Source organism: Thiomonas sp. DCM-2 (assembly GCF_056820905.1).
Map to the genome: position 1 here is coordinate 2,671,412 of NZ_CM165962.1, position 15,172 is coordinate 2,686,583.

At 65.1% G+C, this 15,172-nt stretch carries 13 protein-coding genes; 4 read left to right on the forward strand and 9 right to left on the reverse strand.

The features are described 5' to 3' along the window. Positions 1 to 3: 3 nt before the first annotated feature. Positions 4 to 642 (reverse strand): pyridoxamine 5'-phosphate oxidase, encoded by a 639-nt coding sequence (pdxH, locus tag AC1ZQA_RS12965; RefSeq protein WP_482677276.1) that lies wholly within the window; start codon positions 640 to 642, stop codon positions 4 to 6. 149 nt (positions 643 to 791) lie between these two features. Between pdxH and AC1ZQA_RS12970 the strand changes: the two genes are divergently transcribed. Continuing rightward, on the forward strand, positions 792 to 1,787 hold the full coding sequence (locus AC1ZQA_RS12970) for an SLAC1 anion channel family protein (RefSeq protein ID WP_482677277.1): 996 nt from the start codon (positions 792 to 794) through the stop codon (positions 1,785 to 1,787). Positions 1,788 to 1,851: 64 nt separating this feature from the next. Here the strand turns inward: AC1ZQA_RS12970 and AC1ZQA_RS12975 are convergent, their stop codons facing one another. Together AC1ZQA_RS12975 and AC1ZQA_RS12980 are read right to left on the reverse strand one after the other, a co-directional pair. Next, complete coding sequence (locus AC1ZQA_RS12975) at positions 1,852 to 3,270, reverse strand: DUF5666 domain-containing protein (RefSeq protein ID WP_482677278.1); 1,419 nt, start codon at positions 3,268 to 3,270, stop codon at positions 1,852 to 1,854. Further along, positions 3,267 to 4,157 (reverse strand): DUF6502 family protein, encoded by an 891-nt coding sequence (locus AC1ZQA_RS12980; RefSeq protein WP_482677279.1) that lies wholly within the window; start codon positions 4,155 to 4,157, stop codon positions 3,267 to 3,269. The genes AC1ZQA_RS12975 and AC1ZQA_RS12980 overlap by 4 nt, the downstream gene beginning before the upstream one ends. Before the next feature lie 129 nt (positions 4,158 to 4,286). On the opposite strand from AC1ZQA_RS12980, the gene AC1ZQA_RS12985 reads away from it, so the two are divergent. Continuing rightward, complete coding sequence (locus AC1ZQA_RS12985; protein WP_482677280.1) at positions 4,287 to 4,970, forward strand: hypothetical protein; 684 nt, start codon at positions 4,287 to 4,289, stop codon at positions 4,968 to 4,970. A gap of 41 nt (positions 4,971 to 5,011) precedes the next feature. On the opposite strand, the gene AC1ZQA_RS12990 is transcribed toward AC1ZQA_RS12985, so the two are convergent. Together AC1ZQA_RS12990 and AC1ZQA_RS12995 are read right to left on the reverse strand one after the other, a co-directional pair. After that, positions 5,012 to 5,671: an HAD-IA family hydrolase gene (locus AC1ZQA_RS12990; protein WP_482677281.1), complete on the reverse strand. Its 660-nt coding sequence runs from the start codon at positions 5,669 to 5,671 to the stop codon at positions 5,012 to 5,014. A gap of 21 nt (positions 5,672 to 5,692) precedes the next feature. Beyond that, positions 5,693 to 6,685: an RluA family pseudouridine synthase gene (locus AC1ZQA_RS12995; RefSeq protein WP_482677282.1), complete on the reverse strand. Its 993-nt coding sequence runs from the start codon at positions 6,683 to 6,685 to the stop codon at positions 5,693 to 5,695. Between the two features lie 721 nt (positions 6,686 to 7,406). Between AC1ZQA_RS12995 and AC1ZQA_RS13000 the strand changes: the two genes are divergently transcribed. Further along, the gene (locus AC1ZQA_RS13000; RefSeq protein ID WP_482677283.1) at positions 7,407 to 10,478 is read left to right on the forward strand and encodes an Rne/Rng family ribonuclease; all 3,072 of its coding nucleotides are present in this window, start codon (positions 7,407 to 7,409) and stop codon (positions 10,476 to 10,478) included. 27 nt (positions 10,479 to 10,505) lie between these two features. Here the strand turns inward: AC1ZQA_RS13000 and AC1ZQA_RS13005 are convergent, their stop codons facing one another. Next, the gene (locus tag AC1ZQA_RS13005; protein WP_482677284.1) at positions 10,506 to 11,441 is read right to left on the reverse strand and encodes an SDR family oxidoreductase; all 936 of its coding nucleotides are present in this window, start codon (positions 11,439 to 11,441) and stop codon (positions 10,506 to 10,508) included. Positions 11,442 to 11,464: 23 nt separating this feature from the next. On the opposite strand from AC1ZQA_RS13005, the gene AC1ZQA_RS13010 reads away from it, so the two are divergent. After that, positions 11,465 to 12,496 (forward strand): CDP-6-deoxy-delta-3,4-glucoseen reductase, encoded by a 1,032-nt coding sequence (locus AC1ZQA_RS13010; RefSeq protein ID WP_482677285.1) that lies wholly within the window; start codon positions 11,465 to 11,467, stop codon positions 12,494 to 12,496. A 62-nt stretch (positions 12,497 to 12,558) separates the two neighbouring features. On the opposite strand, the gene AC1ZQA_RS13015 is transcribed toward AC1ZQA_RS13010, so the two are convergent. Genes AC1ZQA_RS13015 through AC1ZQA_RS13025 form a run of 3 tightly spaced genes read right to left on the reverse strand, consistent with a single transcriptional unit; the run spans position 12,559 to position 15,163 of the window. Further along, the gene (locus AC1ZQA_RS13015) at positions 12,559 to 13,272 is read right to left on the reverse strand and encodes an ABC transporter ATP-binding protein (RefSeq protein WP_482677286.1); all 714 of its coding nucleotides are present in this window, start codon (positions 13,270 to 13,272) and stop codon (positions 12,559 to 12,561) included. Between the two features lie 2 nt (positions 13,273 to 13,274). Beyond that, the gene (locus tag AC1ZQA_RS13020) at positions 13,275 to 14,045 is read right to left on the reverse strand and encodes an ABC transporter ATP-binding protein (protein ID WP_482677287.1); all 771 of its coding nucleotides are present in this window, start codon (positions 14,043 to 14,045) and stop codon (positions 13,275 to 13,277) included. Further along, a complete protein-coding gene (locus AC1ZQA_RS13025) occupies positions 14,042 to 15,163 on the reverse strand; it encodes an ABC transporter permease subunit (RefSeq protein WP_482677288.1) in 1,122 nt (373 codons plus the stop codon). The genes AC1ZQA_RS13020 and AC1ZQA_RS13025 overlap by 4 nt, the downstream gene beginning before the upstream one ends. Between the last annotated feature and the right edge of the window lie 9 nt (positions 15,164 to 15,172).

A 15,172-nucleotide genomic window follows, 5' to 3' on the forward strand; every position in this document is an offset into this window, starting at 1 on the left:
ACTTCAAGGCGCCAGCCGCTGTCGCAGCCAGCTGCCGTCCTGCTGCAGGCTGTAGTGCAGGCGGTCGTGCAGCCGCGAGGGGCGCCCCTGCCAGAACTCCCAGGCGTCCGGCACAAGGCGGTAGCCTCCCCAGTGCGGCGGGCGCGGCGGACTGATGCCATAGCGCAGGCCGAACTCGGCGGCGCGCTTGAGCAAGGTGGTGCGACCGTCGATCGGCTCGCTTTGCGGCGACGCCCAGGCGCCGATGCGCGAGGCCAGCGGGCGACTGGCAAAGTAGGCGTCCGACTCCTCGGCGCTGACCTTTTCCACCCTGCCCTCGATGCGCACCACGCGTTCGAGCTCCACCCAGTGAAACTGCAGCGCAGCGAAGGCGTGCACTTCCAGCTCGCGTCCCTTGCGGCTGTGATAGTTGGTGTACCAGACCACGCCGCGCGCATCGACATGCTTGATCAGCACCACCCGAGTGGAGGGGCGGCCATTGGGCCCCACGGTGGCCAGGGTCATGGCGTTGGGCTCGGGCACCTGCGCGTCCATGGCCTGCTGCAGCCAGCGCTCGAACTGCTTGAGCGGATCGGCGTCGGCATGCGCCTCGTCGAGCTCGGCGCGGCTGTAATCCTTGCGAATGTCGGAGAGCGATTTCATCCGTCCAGTATAGAAACGACGTCCCGATTCCTGTTGATGTGACTGGTGTCACACAGTTGTATCAAAATTTTTCAATATTGCGTTCGATCAATGTGAGCGCGAGGCGCTGCGGCCACAATTCCGTACCGTTTTTCTCAACTATTCCTGCCATGTCCACCGCACAAACTTCACAAGCCGCCGAACCGGCGCATGCCAGCAGTTGGCTGGCTCATTTCCCCGTTACCCTGTTCGCCACCATCATGGGCACGACCGGGCTGGCCATTGCCTGGCACAAGTCGGCACAGGTGCTGACCATGCCGCACGGCGTGGGCATCGGCCTGAGCTACGCGGCGCTGGCTCTGTTTGTCGTGCTGCTCCTGGGCTACGGCGCCAAGGCGCTGCGCTACCCCGGTGAACTCAAGGCCGAGTTCAACCACCCGGTGCGCATCAGCTTCTTCCCGGCGATTTCCATCAGTGCGCTGCTGCTGTCGATCGCCTTCTTGCATGTGCAACCGCAGTGGTCGCAAGCGCTGTGGTGGGGGGGCATCGCCCTGCACCTGGTGTTCACCGTGGTGATCATGTCGTCCTGGATCCACCACACCCACTACCAAATCCAGCATTCCACCCCGGCGTGGTTCATTCCCGTGGTGGGCAACATCCTGGTGCCGATCGCCGGCATGACCCACGGTTCGCCGGAAATCTCGTGGTTCTTTTTCAGCATCGGCCTGGTGTTCTGGATCGTGCTGCTCACCGTGATGATGAACCGCTTTTTCTTCCATCCGCCGGTGCCCGCCAAGCTGCTGCCCACGCTGTTCATCCTGATCGCGCCGCCTGCGGTGGGCTTTCTGTCCTACCTTGCGCTCGACGGCGGCGTGGTCGACAACTTTGCCCGCGTGCTGTTCTATGTGGCGCTGTTCACCACCCTGCTGCTGTTCTATCAGATCCCGCAGTTCCGCAAGGTGCCGTTCTTCATGTCGTGGTGGGCGTATTCCTTCCCGCTGGCGGCCATCACCATCTCCAGCCTGACCATGGGCAGCAAGATCGGCAGCAGCTTCCTGATTGGTCTGGGTGGCGCACTGCTGGCGGTGACCACAGCGCTGATCGCGCTGCTGATGGTGCTGACGGTCAAGGCCATTGCCGAAGGCAAAGTGTTCATCCCGGAATAAGAGCACGCTCTCCTCAACCCCGAAACACGGCACTGTCGGGTTTTTTTGCGCCAGATGCTTCGCCTCAGGGACGGGGGATGGTGGGGAGTTGTGGGCTGGCAGGCAGTGCCGGTGTTGCCACGCTGGGGGTGTTGACCGTCGGCGGTGCAACCGAAGGCACTGGAGGTGGTGCGACCGGGGACGGCATCACCGAGGGGGGAGCCGCCGCAGGCAGGTTGACCGAAGGCACTTGCGGCACCGCGGGCAGGGCGGGTGTCACTGGCGCGTTCACATTGGGCAGGATGATCGTGGGCAGCGCTGGCGAGACGATGCCCGGCATGGGCATGTTGACGCCCTGGCCGGACGGGATGGATGGCAGGGACTGGGCCGCCGTTCCTCCGATGCCAGCCGCTTCCCCCGCCTTCCCCGCACCCGACGTTGCCGCGCCAGCCAGCGGTGGCAACGCAAACTGCATGGCATCCACCTGAGGAATGACGCGCTCGGCCACCACCATCTGTGACGACTGCAAGGTGCCGACGATGACCAGCGGCGCAGGCTGCTCCCCGGCGGCAGATTGCAGCGCTCGGTTCAACCCGGCGTTCGCGCCTTCGATGCGCAAACCCTGCGACTCCCAGCCCTGCGGGGTTTGCTGCAGATAACCGACAAGCACCACGCGGGCGCCAGGCGGCGCTGCAACCAAGGGCGATGGCTGCAGGGCGTCGATCACCTCGCCCCGTGGACCCTGGCTGCCCCGCACGACGACCTGCGCGCCGACAGCCGGGGCAGTTCGCGGCGTCGTATGTGCCAAGGACATCCAGACTCCGTTGACCCGCACCCGATGTGCATCTGCGCTGACCGCTTCGATGCGCCCACGCAGCAGGAACTGCGTGACCTGCCGGGCAGGCGGGCTGGAGAGCTTGACCAACCGCAAAGCCTGCCATTGATCCGCCCCTCGATGCAGCGCGCTGATGCGCACCAGGTCTCCCACGGACAGCCGGGACAGCGGCAGCGGCTGATCGCGTTCTGTGCGCAGCAGCGTGCTGGGCAGCAGATGAATCGTCTGGCCCAGCACCACCAGCCGTGCGGCTGAAGCATCGATCTGCGACACCCGCCCGATGACGGCATGATCGATGCGCACGTCCAGCGCATCCAGCCGCCCGCCCTGTTCCACGGCATGCACACTCACCATGTCGCCAAGATGCAGGCTCTGCTCGCTCGCCGCTTGCCCATCCACACGATAGCGCGTCTGCGGTGCAAGCGCATATTCCCCGCCATTGACAAAAATGCTGCCGAAGCGCTGAACCGGGCCGATGGCCACGATGCCCGTTCCGCCGATGCCCCCAGGACTGATGCCGGTGCCGCCGATGCCGCCCGGATCGATTCCCGTTCCCCCCACTCCGCCCGGCGTGGCCGCGACCGAGCCAGCCACAGCCAGCACCAACCCCAGCAGGGCCATCCCTGCCGCACGCAACACCAGCAGACCCTGACGTTGCAGTGCCTTCATTTGGCGTCTCCGGGCCGACCCGAAGGCGGCACTGCCTCCTCGTAGTAATAGACCCCCAGGCGCAGACGACTCCTGCCAGCGTCCTGCTCATCGGCTTGTGCGGCGGCCTGGGCATCCACCGGCGCGTCTGTCGGCGTGTCCCCGTGCGTCGCGCGGTCGGCCTGATCGGCCCGTGCGATGCGCTGATAGGCCTCCTGCAAGACCTGCTCGCCGAGGTGACGCAAATCCGCGCGGACCGCGTCCACAACCTTCACGGACAGATCGTCGAAATACACCGACTGTTCCAGATAAGGTGCGCGGCCCTCCAGGTTGTGCACGGCGGCGCGCAGGTGATCACCGATGTGCGCGCCCATGAATGCCAGCCTGTCCTCCGGCAGATCCGAGACATAGCCGCCGCGCGCCAGCCTCACCGCATCGCCCTGCAGCTCCACCACGCCGGCGTTGAGCAACTCGTCGAGCACGGTGCGCGGCCGCATATCGGCCTTCACCAGTCGCACCAGGCTCTCGAAGCTGGGCAGTGGCTCCGCAGCACGCAGGGGCAGGATGCGCGGTTCGCCCTGCGCATCGCGATAGGCCTCGCAAGCCACCCAGGCGGCAACCACCTGCGCCGACAGATTGGCTCCATGCCGCAGGGCTATCTGTCCAGACCCCGCCTGCAATTCGTCGCGCAGCCGTCGCACCTCCTTGCGATGAATTCCGCTGAGCAGACTCACGCGGCTATCGGTTGGCGTGGGCTTTCCGTCGCGCTCGTCCAGCGCGATGACCTCGCCCACATAGACAAATTTCAGCAGTTCAGCCAGGCCGCCATATGTCCAGCCCTGCGTGATGAGATAGCGCACGAAGGGCCGCAGGATGGACAGGGCCGCAGATTTGAGAGCGTCGTACATGAGGGCAGGATAAATCAGCGCGGATCGACTTGACGTGGGACTTTTTGCCACTATGATACACACAAGCGCTGACGTGGGAATAATTACCACTGCGTGAACGACTCATCTTTCGCCTTCAGGAGAACCCTCATGTCCAAGACCCGTACCCTTACCGTTCTGTCCGCTGCTGTTGCCGCCGCCTCGCTGTCCTTCGGCATCGCCAGCGCACAGACTGCCCTGCAGGCTGCCGGAGACGGCCAGCAATCTGCCACGTCCTCGGCGCGCTCGACCGACCAGCGCACCACGCCCACTGCGCAGACGCGCACCTCCCAATCGGCCACAACCCGTGCCGAAACCCGCACGACCACCCAGAGCCAGACCCGGGCGCCGTCGGCCGATGCCACGCTGACCCAATCCGGCTCCGCCAACGCACAATCCCGCACTGAAACGCAAAACCGCGACACCGTCCAGACCCGCACGACTACCCAGGCGCAATCGGGTCTCGGCGCGCAGGGTCTGGCCATCGGTCAGGGATTCGGTGCACAGACTGGCGCACAGGTGGCCAGGCAAGTGCCTTCGGTGCAGACGCCGAACGTGCCCGCGGTCACGTCACCTGCAGTCACCGTCCCGGTGATCAACGCACCCGCAGTGCATGTGCCCGCAGTGAACACACCGTCGGTCAACGTCCCGTCAGTCGCGACGCCTTCGGTCAATGTGCCCAGCGTGGCCACGCCGAGCGTGACCGTGCCGGTGGTCAACACCCCCTCGGTCGCCGTGCCGGTGGTGAATTCCCCGGCCATCAACATTCCGAATGTGATGCGTCCGCAGATGTAAGCCACAGGTCCCGGCAACGCCTTGCGCTGTCGGGACGGCGATCAACCATGTTGTTCCAGAAAGCTCCGGAGTTCGGTCACGGAATGCACCAGTCCAACCGGGGACAAGGTTTGCAGCTGGGCCATGTCATGCGCGCCATAGCTCACGCCAATGGCGTCGCACTGCGCATTGCGCGCCATTTGCAGATCATGCGTGGTGTCCCCCACCATGATGGTGCGCCGCGGGGGACAGGCGAGTTCCGCCATGATTTCCTGCAACATGGCCGGATGCGGCTTGGAAAAGGTTTCATCAGCGGTGCGCGTGGTGTCGAACAGGCCGCGCAGCTCGGGTCGGTCCATCGCCCGGCTCAGACCGATGCGCGACTTGCCGGTGGCGACCGCCAGGTTGTAGCCCGCCGATCTGAGTTCATGCAGCAACTCCAGCACACCATCGAACAGCGCCAACTGACCGTCGAGCGCGAAGTAATGTCTGCGATAGGCTGCAGCCAGTCGCGGGTAATCGGCATGCGGCAAGTCCGGCGCGGCATGCCGCAGCGCGTCGTCCAGTCCGAGGCCGATGACATACGAGGCCTGTTCACGGCTGGGCACGGCCAGCCCCAGGTCGCCGCAGGCTTGCTGGATGGCACCGGTAATGGCTGCGGTGGAATCCATCAGCGTGCCATCCCAGTCGAACACAATCAGGTCGTAATTCTGGCGGTGCATGGTGGGGGCTCGCTGTGTGAGTCAGGATGGCGCGCATTGTGCCCGCAATTGATGAAGCCATTGCACGCAGTTGTCCGGCAGCGGCGCCCGCAGCTCCAGCCGCACGCCCGTGGCCGGATGCGCAATGGCGAGAGACTCCGCATGGAGGAACATGCGCCTGAATGGCGGCACGCCCGGCACTTGCCCGCGTGACAGCTGCGCGTTCAGGTCTGCATCGCCATATTTGTCGTCGCCCACGATGGGGTGCCCGCTGTGCGCCAGATGCACCCGGATCTGGTGCGTGCGTCCCGTCAGCAGACGCGCCTGGAGCAAGGTCAGTCCGCCCCAATCTCCCAGCCCCTCCAGGACAAAGCGCTCCTGCGGACGGAACTGGGTGCGCGACTCCTGGCCCTGCTGCGCGTCCACCCGCACGCGCCGCTCGCCATTGGCCAGCAGATACTTGTGCAGCGGCGCATCGACCAGAACCGCACCACGCGTCCACACCCCCGCGACCAGTGCGAGATAACGCTTGTCGGCATGACGCTCCCGCAGCGCCGCATGCAACGCGGTGAGCGCGCTGCGCTTCTTGGCGATCAGCAGCAGGCCGGACGTGTCGCGGTCGAGCCGGTGCACCAATTCGAGGAATCTGGCCGCCGGCCGCGCGGCCCGCAGTGCCTCGATCACCCCGAAACTCACCCCGGAACCCCCATGTACCGCCACGCCTTCGGGTTTGTTGATCGCCAGCAGATGGTCGTCCTCGAACACGATGGGAAACTGCACCGATGGCGCGGCGCGCGGCGCATCCGCCTGCGCCACGCGCACGGGCGGAATGCGCACCTGATCGCTGGACAGGAGCTTTTGATCTGCACTGGCTCGCCCGCCGTTGACCCGCACCTCCCCCGAGCGCACGATGCGGTAGATCAGGCTGCGCGGCACGCCCTTGAGATGGCGCGCGAGAAAGTTGTCCAGCCGCTGGCCTTCTCCCGCATCACCGACCTGGAGCAGTCGAACCTGGGGCGAAGGGGCAGTGTGCATATAATCGGACGTGAAGTTGTGGAGTTGAATGAGCAAATTTTGGCAATCTTTCCGCGGAGTTGCGTGATGCAGCTCGGCGACGTGCCAGGAATGTAGTGGGTGCCGCCTCAATTGCGTCTTGCTGCCTGCCGGGTTTTTCCGGGTTGGCGCGAGGCCGATCAAACCACTGTGGCAGTGGCACTCATTCTAGATTCGGCTCCGCACTGCTGATCTTGCCGCCCCGCCGTTTTTGGCTGCGGCAAGGTGAGCAGACTTCATCGAAATGAGCGTTGGCCCAAAGCCCAAACGATGCTGTTGCGCGCAAGGCATCCCACCCGCGCGACGCCCGATTGGCTTTGCCATCCTGGATCTGAAACCCTTGAATCGACAATTCGCCTGCGACCGCACTACAGCCCCGACATCGTGCTGGATGCCGTCACCGCGCGCGAAACCTGCTTGTGCTCACCCACCCCGACACTCCAGTCTGCATGCGGCGCCCAGTCGTCGCCGCATGCGAAGCCGCCTCGCACCCGGGCCAAATGCCCGGCTCCGCAAGACGGACGCTTTCCTCTGGAGTGTGACGGATGGATCTCCCGGCATGAGCATCGTCTGATTCTGCCTGCCCTGGCCGCCGCGCTCCAAGCGGCAATCCAGCGCCTCGTTTCAGCTCCGGTCAACAACGCATGGGGGCGCCCTGGCGCCTGCTTTGTATCGGCCGCAAGACGCGGTCAGGAGCTTTGAAATGAAACGCATGTTGTTCAACGCCACGCAGTCCGAAGAGTTGCGCGTGGCCATCGTCGATGGACAGAAACTTCTCGACATCGATATCGAACAGGCCGGGCGCGAACAGCGCAAGGGCAATATCTACAAGGCCGTGGTCACGCGGGTCGAGCCGTCGCTCGAAGCCTGCTTCGTCGACTATGGCGAAGAGCGCCACGGCTTCCTGCCGTTCAAGGAAATCTCGCGCCAGTATTTCAAGGAAGGCGTGCCGCCCTCGCAGGCCCGCATTCAGGACGTGATCCGCGAGGGTCAGGAAATGCTGGTGCAGGTGGAGAAGGAAGAGCGCGGCAACAAGGGTGCGGCGCTGACCACCATCATCTCGCTGGCCGGGCGCTACCTGGTGCTGATGCCCAACAATCCGCGTGGCGGTGGCGTGAGCCGCCGCATCGAAGGCGAAGACCGCCAGGAGCTGCGCGAGGCGATGGACCAGCTCCAGCACCCTGAAGGCATGAGCCTGATCGCTCGCACCGCAGGCATCGGCCGCAGCGCCGAAGAACTGCAGTGGGATCTGAACTATCTGCTCAAGCTGTGGAGCGCCGTGCGGGATGCCTCGGAGACACAGAAGGGCGCCTTCCTGATTTATCAGGAGTCGTCGCTGGTCATTCGCGCCATCCGTGACTATTTCACCAGCGACATCGGCGAAATCCTGATCGACACCGAAGACGTCTACGAGCAGGCGCGGCAATTCATGCTGCATGTCATGCCCGACACGGTCGAGCGCGTGAAGCGCTACCGGGACGACCTGCCACTGTTCTCGCGTTTCCAGATCGAGCAGCAGATCGAAACCGCGTATTCGCGCACGGTCAACCTGCCGGCTGGTGGCGCCATCGTCATCGACCATACCGAGGCGCTGGTCGCGGTGGACGTCAACTCCGCACGTTCCACCCGAGGCAGCGCGATTGAAGAGACCGCCCTGCGCACCAATCTCGAAGCCGCGGACGAAGTGGCCCGCCAGATGCGCTTGCGCGATCTGGGCGGCCTGATCGTGGTCGACTTCATCGACATGGAAGAGCCACGCAACCAGCGCGCGGTCGAAGACCGACTGCGCGAGGCGATGAAACAGGACCGCGCCCGCGTGCAGGTGAGCAAGATTTCCAAGTTCGGCCTGCTCGAACTCTCGCGCCAGCGCCTGCGCCCGGCGTTGTCGGAAGGCGCCTACGTCACCTGCCCGCGCTGCAACGGCACCGGCCACATCCGCGACACCGAGTCCAGCGCCCTGCAGATCCTGCGCATCATCCAGGAAGAGGCCATGAAGGAAGGCACGGCTGCGGTGCATGTGCAGGTGCCGGTGGAAGTCGCCTCGTTCCTGCTCAATGAAAAGCGCGCCGAAATCACCAAGATCGAGCTGCGCCAGCGCCTGTCGGTGCTGCTCATTCCCAACAAGCACCTCGACACCCCGAACTACAAGCTCGAACGCCTCAAGCACGACGACCCGCGGCTGGACAATCTGCCCACCAGCTACAAGATGGCCGACGAGGTGGAGGAAAACACCGCCATCACCCGCCGCGAAAAGGAGCAACGTCCCCGCCAGGAAGCCCTGGTGCGCGGCATCACGCCGGAAGGCCAGGCGCCCGTCGTGCCCACGCCTGCTGCCGACAAGTCCGCAGCATCCAGTGCGCCCGCAGTCGGGGCCTCAGGCGCGTCCCCGGCGGCACCCGCTGCCGCGGCGGCAGACAAGCCGGCCGCCCCAGCAGCCACGGGCGGCTTGTTTGGCTGGGTGAAGCGCCTGTTCTCGGCCGAGCCGACACAAACCACTCCGGCCCAGCCTGAAGCGTCCAAGCCAGCGTCTGCGCTCACTCCGGCATTGACCAAGAGCGAGGCGGACACCGCCGGGCAGGGCGGGCGCGGCCCGCGCAACGGCGCCAACCAGAACGGCAATCGCCGCCGTGGCGGACGTGACCGCCAGCGCGAGGGACAGGGCGACGGGCAGCGCGCCGACCGGCAGCGCAGCAAGGATGCGGCAACCGACGACGTCGCCGAAGTCGCCACCGCAGATGCCTCGGCAAGCCGCAACCGCCCTCCCCGGGCCCAGCAGGCCCAGGGAGAACGCAGCGGACGCGGCGAGCGCAGCAAGCGCGAACGTAGCCCTGAAGAAGCCGCAGCCCGCAAGGAGCGCGCCGAAACCCTGCCCGCGCAAGACAACATCGGCGCCGAGGACAACCTTGCCGACATGCAGCCACGCACCCAGGCAGGAGGCCGTTCAGGCAACCGCCGACCGCGCCGCGAAGCTGGCGAGAACACCGCCGCCGCAGAGACGATCAATGACGGCCTGATTCCAGCTGACGCCGCCGCGCTGGCCGAGGCCGCGCCCGCGAGCATGCAGGCAGAAGGGGAAACCGGCGAGGCCCAAGCCGAGCGCAAGTCTCGCAACCGCCGCGGCCGCGGCCGTCGTGGCGGGCGCCGTGAAGGCGGCGTCGCGGGCGAAAACGGCGAAATGAGCGCAGATACCGCCCAGGTCTCGGTCGAAGCCGAGGGCGACGCGCCGACTCAGGCGCAGGGCCGCAGTTTCGGCTCCCTTGCTGCCCCTGTGGCGCTCGGCACTGTGGCCGCGACGATCTCCGCACCCCCTCCGGCGGACGAGGAAGCACCGCTGGTGCTCAAACTGGCTGAACCGGCAGTAGCCAGCGCAGCGACCGTGCAGGAACACGGCACTCCGGTTGAGGTGGCCGAATCAGCGCCAGTGCCCGCCCCCGCACCGGCCCACACACCAGTCCCGGCAGCGGTCGCTGCACCAGCCAGCGACGCCCAGCACGCCGCGTCCGCACCTGCTCCAGCGACCGCGCCGACGCACTATGTGCTGCCTGTCGAAACCTTGCAAGCCACGGCGCAAGCCGCGGGCCTGCAGTGGGTGCAGTCGGATGCAGAAGCCATCCGCCGTGTGCAGGAAGCCCTTGCCGCGCAGCCTGCGCCCATCCATGTGCCGCGCGAGCGCAAGCCAGCGCCCAAGCTGGATGACGGCCCGCTGATTCTGGTGGAAACCGTGCGCCCCCTGCCCACCCTGCAATTGCCGGAAAACACGCAGCAAACGCATTGATGCCGTGATCGCAGGCAGGTGCGGCGCTCAAGCTGCGTCGTCTGCCTGCTCCGACAACAACCCCAGCGCCACATCGGGGTAGCGCAACGCGGCGCGCAATTCGGCTTTCATGCGGGTGTTGTCCAGGCGGCGCGATTCGCCCATGAAGCTCAGCATCATCGGGCTCAAGCCTGCTGCCTGTGCCTCGGCGCGCGCCACGCGGGGTGGCCTGGGCAGGCCGTACAGGTCTGCGGCGAGATCGAAGTAATCGCCCATGCGCAGACTGCTGTCGTCGCAGACGTTGTAGACCCGTCCGGGCGCAGCACGCTCGAGCGCCAGCAGACACAGCCGCGCCAGATCGTCCGCATGGATGTGGTTGGTGTACACATCATCGGGCCGTGCCAGAACGGGCAGACCACGCTCCAGCCGCGCCCTGGGTGAGCGGGACTGTGCATCGTAAATGCCGGGAATGCGCAACAGTCCGACCCGCCAGCGGCGCTCCCGCCCGGCCTTGCGCCAATGTGTCTCGGCGTCGCAGCGGCGCTGCGCGCGCGCGGTCTGTGGCGCGCAGCTGCGGGTTTCCGCAACCAGCGCCCCACCGCAATCGCCATACACACCGGTCGTACTGGCATAGACCACGCGCAAGGTTTTTTTCGCGAGCCCGGATAAGATGCCTGACTGTTTCAGTCTGGAAATCAGATGGCGGCTGCGCAAGTCGAACGCGCCGGAGGTGTCGCCCGGTGGGGCCAGCATCAGCACGCGATCCGGTGCCAGACCAGCGAGTCGCCACAGGGTTTGCGGCTGATCGAGATTGCCGACGATCGGCACGATTCCTGCAGCACGCAATGCGTCCAGCCGCTGGGGCGACGAGGTCAGCGCCAGCAGCCGGTAGCGGCCGCGGGCCAGAGCCGCCACCCGCATGCCGATGTCACCGCAGCCCACGATGAGCAGGCGGGGCTGCCGCAGTCTGCTTGTTCCATTCATCTTCAACCTTTGTCATCCGATCCATGAATCATCAAGTCACCGTCCAGCCCAGCGGCCATCAATACACCGTCCAGGCTGAAGAAACCCTGCTTGCCGCCGCCATCCGCCAGTCGGTCGGCTTGCCCTACGGCTGCCAGGACGGCGCCTGCGGCTCCTGCAAATGCAAGCTGTTGCAGGGTGAAATTGCGCTGGGCACGCATCAGCTCAAGGCGCTCAGCGAGGCCGAGCGTGCGCAGGGCTTCATTCTCGCCTGCCGCGCCACGGCGCTCAGCGATGTGGTGATCGAAAGCCATGAAGTGGTCGGCGCGGGTGAGTTCCCCGTAAAAAAAATGCCCGCGCGCGTCAGCAGCATCACGCACCTCGCCCCTGATGTGGTGCGGGTCATGTTGCAGCTCCCCGCCGCCGATCCGCTGCGCTACCGCGCCGGACAGTACATCCAGTTTCTGCTGCCGGGTGGTGTGCGGCGCAGCTATTCCATGGCCAACGCCCCATCCGAATCGCCGCAGATCGAGTTGCACCTGCGGCACATGCCCGGTGGCAGGTTCACCGACCATGTGTTCAGTGCCATGAAGGAGAAGGAAATCCAGCGCATCGAGGGGCCGTTCGGCAGCTTTTTCCTGCGCGAAGATCCCGAGCGCAAACCGATGATCTTCCTGGCCTCCGGCACGGGTTTCGCGCCAATCAAGGCCATGCTCGAACAGATGCAGCGCAATGCCGACACGCGGCCGGTCACGTTGTATTGGGGCGGGCGCAAATCGGTCGATCTCTACCTGCGCGACTGGGTGGAGCAGCAATGCAGCCTGATGCCCAATCTGCGCTTCGTTCCCGTGCTGTCCGAAGCCGATGCAGGCTGGGCGGGCCGCACGGGCTTCGTGCACCAGGCGGTCATGGCCGATTGTCCCGATCTCTCGGGCCACGCGGTCTATGCCTGCGGCGCGCCGGTGATGGTGGAGGCTGCACAGCGTGACTTCACGACTCTTTGCAAGCTGCCCGAGGACGCCTTTTTTGCCGACGCCTTCACCACCGAGGCCGACAAGGCCGGCGCGAAGGCCTGAGCAAGGTCCTCGCCATCAAAAAGGGCCTGAAAGATGCAAGCCCTTCTTGACCATCGGATCGCTCACTCTCCCAGGTAGGCCGCCCGCACGCGCGGGTCGTGCAGAAGCTCGTCCGCCGGGCCGGTCATGGTGACCTGACCCGAATCCATGACGTAGCCGCGATCGGCCAGACCCAGCGCCCGCTTGGCGTTCTGCTCGACCAGCAGAATGGTCACACCCTGCCTGGAGATGTCTTCGACCACTTCGAAAATCTTGTCCACCATGATGGGCGACAGCCCCATCGACGGCTCGTCGAGCAGCAGCACCTGCGGCCGGCTCATCAGCGCGCGGCCCATCGCCAGCATCTGCTGCTCGCCGCCGGACATGGTGCCGGCGAGCTGGTCGCGGCGCTCCTTCAGACGCGGGAAGATGCCGTAGACCTTGTCGATGTCGCTGGCGATCTCCTTGTCCTTGCGGGTGTAGGCGCCCATCTGCAGGTTTTCCTGAATGGTCATGCGGGTGAACACCCCGCGCCCTTCCGGCACCATGCACAGCCCTTGCCGCACCAGGTCGAATGCGCCCTGGCCATTGATGGTGCGACCTGCGTAATGCACTTCCCCGTCCGTGATGGGCTGCAGGCCAGTGATGGCCTTGAGTGTGGTGGTCTTGCCCGCACCGTTGGCGCCAATCAGACTGACCAACTCACCCTTGCGCACCTCAAGGTCGACTCCCTTGACTGCCTGGATGCCACCGTAGGACACGCGCAGGCCCGTGATCTTGAGAACAATTTCGGACATGCTCAATGCTCCCCTGCGCCGAGATAGGCTTCGATGACTTTTGGATCTTTTTGCACGTCGGCGGGCACCCCTTCGGCAATGATCTTGCCGTAGTCGAGCACGGTCACGCGATTGCACAGGCCCATGACCAGCTTCACATCGTGCTCGATGATCAGGATGGTGCGACCGTCCTTCTGAATGGCGGTCAGCAGCTCGCGCAGTTGCAGCTTTTCGGTGGCGTTCATGCCGGCTGCGGGCTCGTCGAGCGCCAGCAACTGCGGATCGGTGGCCAGCGCACGCGCGATTTCAAGTCGGCGCTGATCGCCATACGACAGGGTGCGGGCGCGAAAGTCGGCGTAGCGCTCGATGCCCACATAGGCCAGCAGCTCCCGCGCGCGTTCGCGGATGGCCTTTTCCTCGGCCTTGAAATGCCTGGTGCGGAACACCGCGCCGATCACCGCACTGCGGGTGCGCACATGGCGGCCGACCATCACGTTTTCCAGCGCGGTCATGTCCGGGAACAGCCGGATGTTCTGGAAGGTGCGCGCAATGCCTTCGCGCGCCACCTGATGCACCGCAGCCGGCTTGTAGGCCTTGCCCGCCAGAATGAAGTCGCCGGAGTCCGGCGGATACAGGCCGGTGATGACGTTGAAGAATGTGGTCTTGCCGGCACCGTTGGGGCCGATGAGGCCATAGATCTGGCCCCGGTCGATCTTGATGCCGACATCGTTCAAGGCCTGCAGCCCACCGAAGCGCTTGGACGCGCCGCTGACTTGCAACACGATCTCGCTCATGCCTTGCCTCCTTCCTGCAGCGGAGTGGGCAGCTTCGCAAAGCTCTTGCCGTGCTCCGGCGCGGGCCACAAGCCTTTGGGCCGCAGAATCATGATGATGATCATGGCCAGCGCGTAGATGAGCTGACGCAGGATGCCGCTGTCGATGAACACATGGCCGAAGGCATGCTGCTGCCAGTCGGAAATGAAGCCGGTGTAGCGCAGCGCCTCTGGCAAGACCGACAACAGCACCGCACCGAGGATGACCCCCGGAATGTGCCCCATGCCACCGATCACCACCATGGCCAGCACGATGATCGACTCCAGCAGCGAGAACGACTCGGGAGAGACAAATCCCTGGAACGCCGAGAACATCACCCCGGCCACGCCGCCGAAGGTGGCGCCCATGGAGAAGGCCAGCAGCTTCATGTTGCGGGTATTGATGCCCATGGCCTTGGCGGCAATCTCGTCCTCGCGCATGGCCATCCAGGCACGGCCGATGCGCGAATCCTGCAGCCGGTAACTCAGGATCACCACAAACACCACCAGCACCAGGAACAGGTAGTAATACTGCGCCACGGAGGGAATGGTGAAGCTGCCGATGTCGATGTTGTGGTTCAGATCCCAGCCGAACAGGCGGATGCCGTGAATGCCCGAGATGCCCTGCGGGCCGTTGGTGATGTTGATCGGCGCGTTCAGGTTGTTCATGAAAATGCGGATGATCTCGCCAAAACCCAGGGTGACGATGGCGAGATAGTCGCCGCGCAGCTTGAGCACGGGTGTGCCCAGCGCGATCCCCGCGCTGGCCGCCAGCGCGGCTGCCAGCGGAATGACCAGCCAGATCGACACGTCAAAGCCATTGGGGAACATCGCCCCCAGCGCATCGAAATTGCTCGTGAGCTGGTTCGACGACAGCAGCGCATACAGATAGGCGCCCACTGCATAGAACGCGATGTAGCCCAAATCGAGCAGACCGGCCAGGCCCACCACGATGTTCAGGCCGAGGGCCAGCATGATGTAGAGCATGGCAAAGGCCGCGATGCGCACCCAGGCGTCGCCAGCGATCTGCAGCACCATGGGCAGCGCGATCAGCGCAGCAGCACCGGCAACAATCCAGACCCAGTTCTTTTGTTTGTCCATGGTCGTTCT

What these genes read in the sequence shown, in the direction of transcription:
- pdxH (WP_482677276.1), bottom strand. Translation starts at nt 642, where the DNA reads ATGAAATCGCTCTCCGACATTCGCAAGGATTACAGCCGCGCCGAGCTC.
- AC1ZQA_RS12970 (WP_482677277.1), top strand. Translation starts at nt 792, where the DNA reads ATGTCCACCGCACAAACTTCACAAGCCGCCGAACCGGCGCATGCCAGC.
- AC1ZQA_RS12975 (WP_482677278.1), bottom strand. Translation starts at nt 3,270, where the DNA reads ATGAAGGCACTGCAACGTCAGGGTCTGCTGGTGTTGCGTGCGGCAGGG.
- AC1ZQA_RS12980 (WP_482677279.1), bottom strand. Translation starts at nt 4,157, where the DNA reads ATGTACGACGCTCTCAAATCTGCGGCCCTGTCCATCCTGCGGCCCTTC.
- AC1ZQA_RS12985 (WP_482677280.1), top strand. Translation starts at nt 4,287, where the DNA reads ATGTCCAAGACCCGTACCCTTACCGTTCTGTCCGCTGCTGTTGCCGCC.
- AC1ZQA_RS12990 (WP_482677281.1), bottom strand. Translation starts at nt 5,671, where the DNA reads ATGCACCGCCAGAATTACGACCTGATTGTGTTCGACTGGGATGGCACG.
- AC1ZQA_RS12995 (WP_482677282.1), bottom strand. Translation starts at nt 6,685, where the DNA reads ATGCACACTGCCCCTTCGCCCCAGGTTCGACTGCTCCAGGTCGGTGAT.
- AC1ZQA_RS13000 (WP_482677283.1), top strand. Translation starts at nt 7,407, where the DNA reads ATGAAACGCATGTTGTTCAACGCCACGCAGTCCGAAGAGTTGCGCGTG.
- AC1ZQA_RS13005 (WP_482677284.1), bottom strand. Translation starts at nt 11,441, where the DNA reads ATGAATGGAACAAGCAGACTGCGGCAGCCCCGCCTGCTCATCGTGGGC.
- AC1ZQA_RS13010 (WP_482677285.1), top strand. Translation starts at nt 11,465, where the DNA reads ATGAATCATCAAGTCACCGTCCAGCCCAGCGGCCATCAATACACCGTC.
- AC1ZQA_RS13015 (WP_482677286.1), bottom strand. Translation starts at nt 13,272, where the DNA reads ATGTCCGAAATTGTTCTCAAGATCACGGGCCTGCGCGTGTCCTACGGT.
- AC1ZQA_RS13020 (WP_482677287.1), bottom strand. Translation starts at nt 14,045, where the DNA reads ATGAGCGAGATCGTGTTGCAAGTCAGCGGCGCGTCCAAGCGCTTCGGT.
- AC1ZQA_RS13025 (WP_482677288.1), bottom strand. Translation starts at nt 15,163, where the DNA reads ATGGACAAACAAAAGAACTGGGTCTGGATTGTTGCCGGTGCTGCTGCG.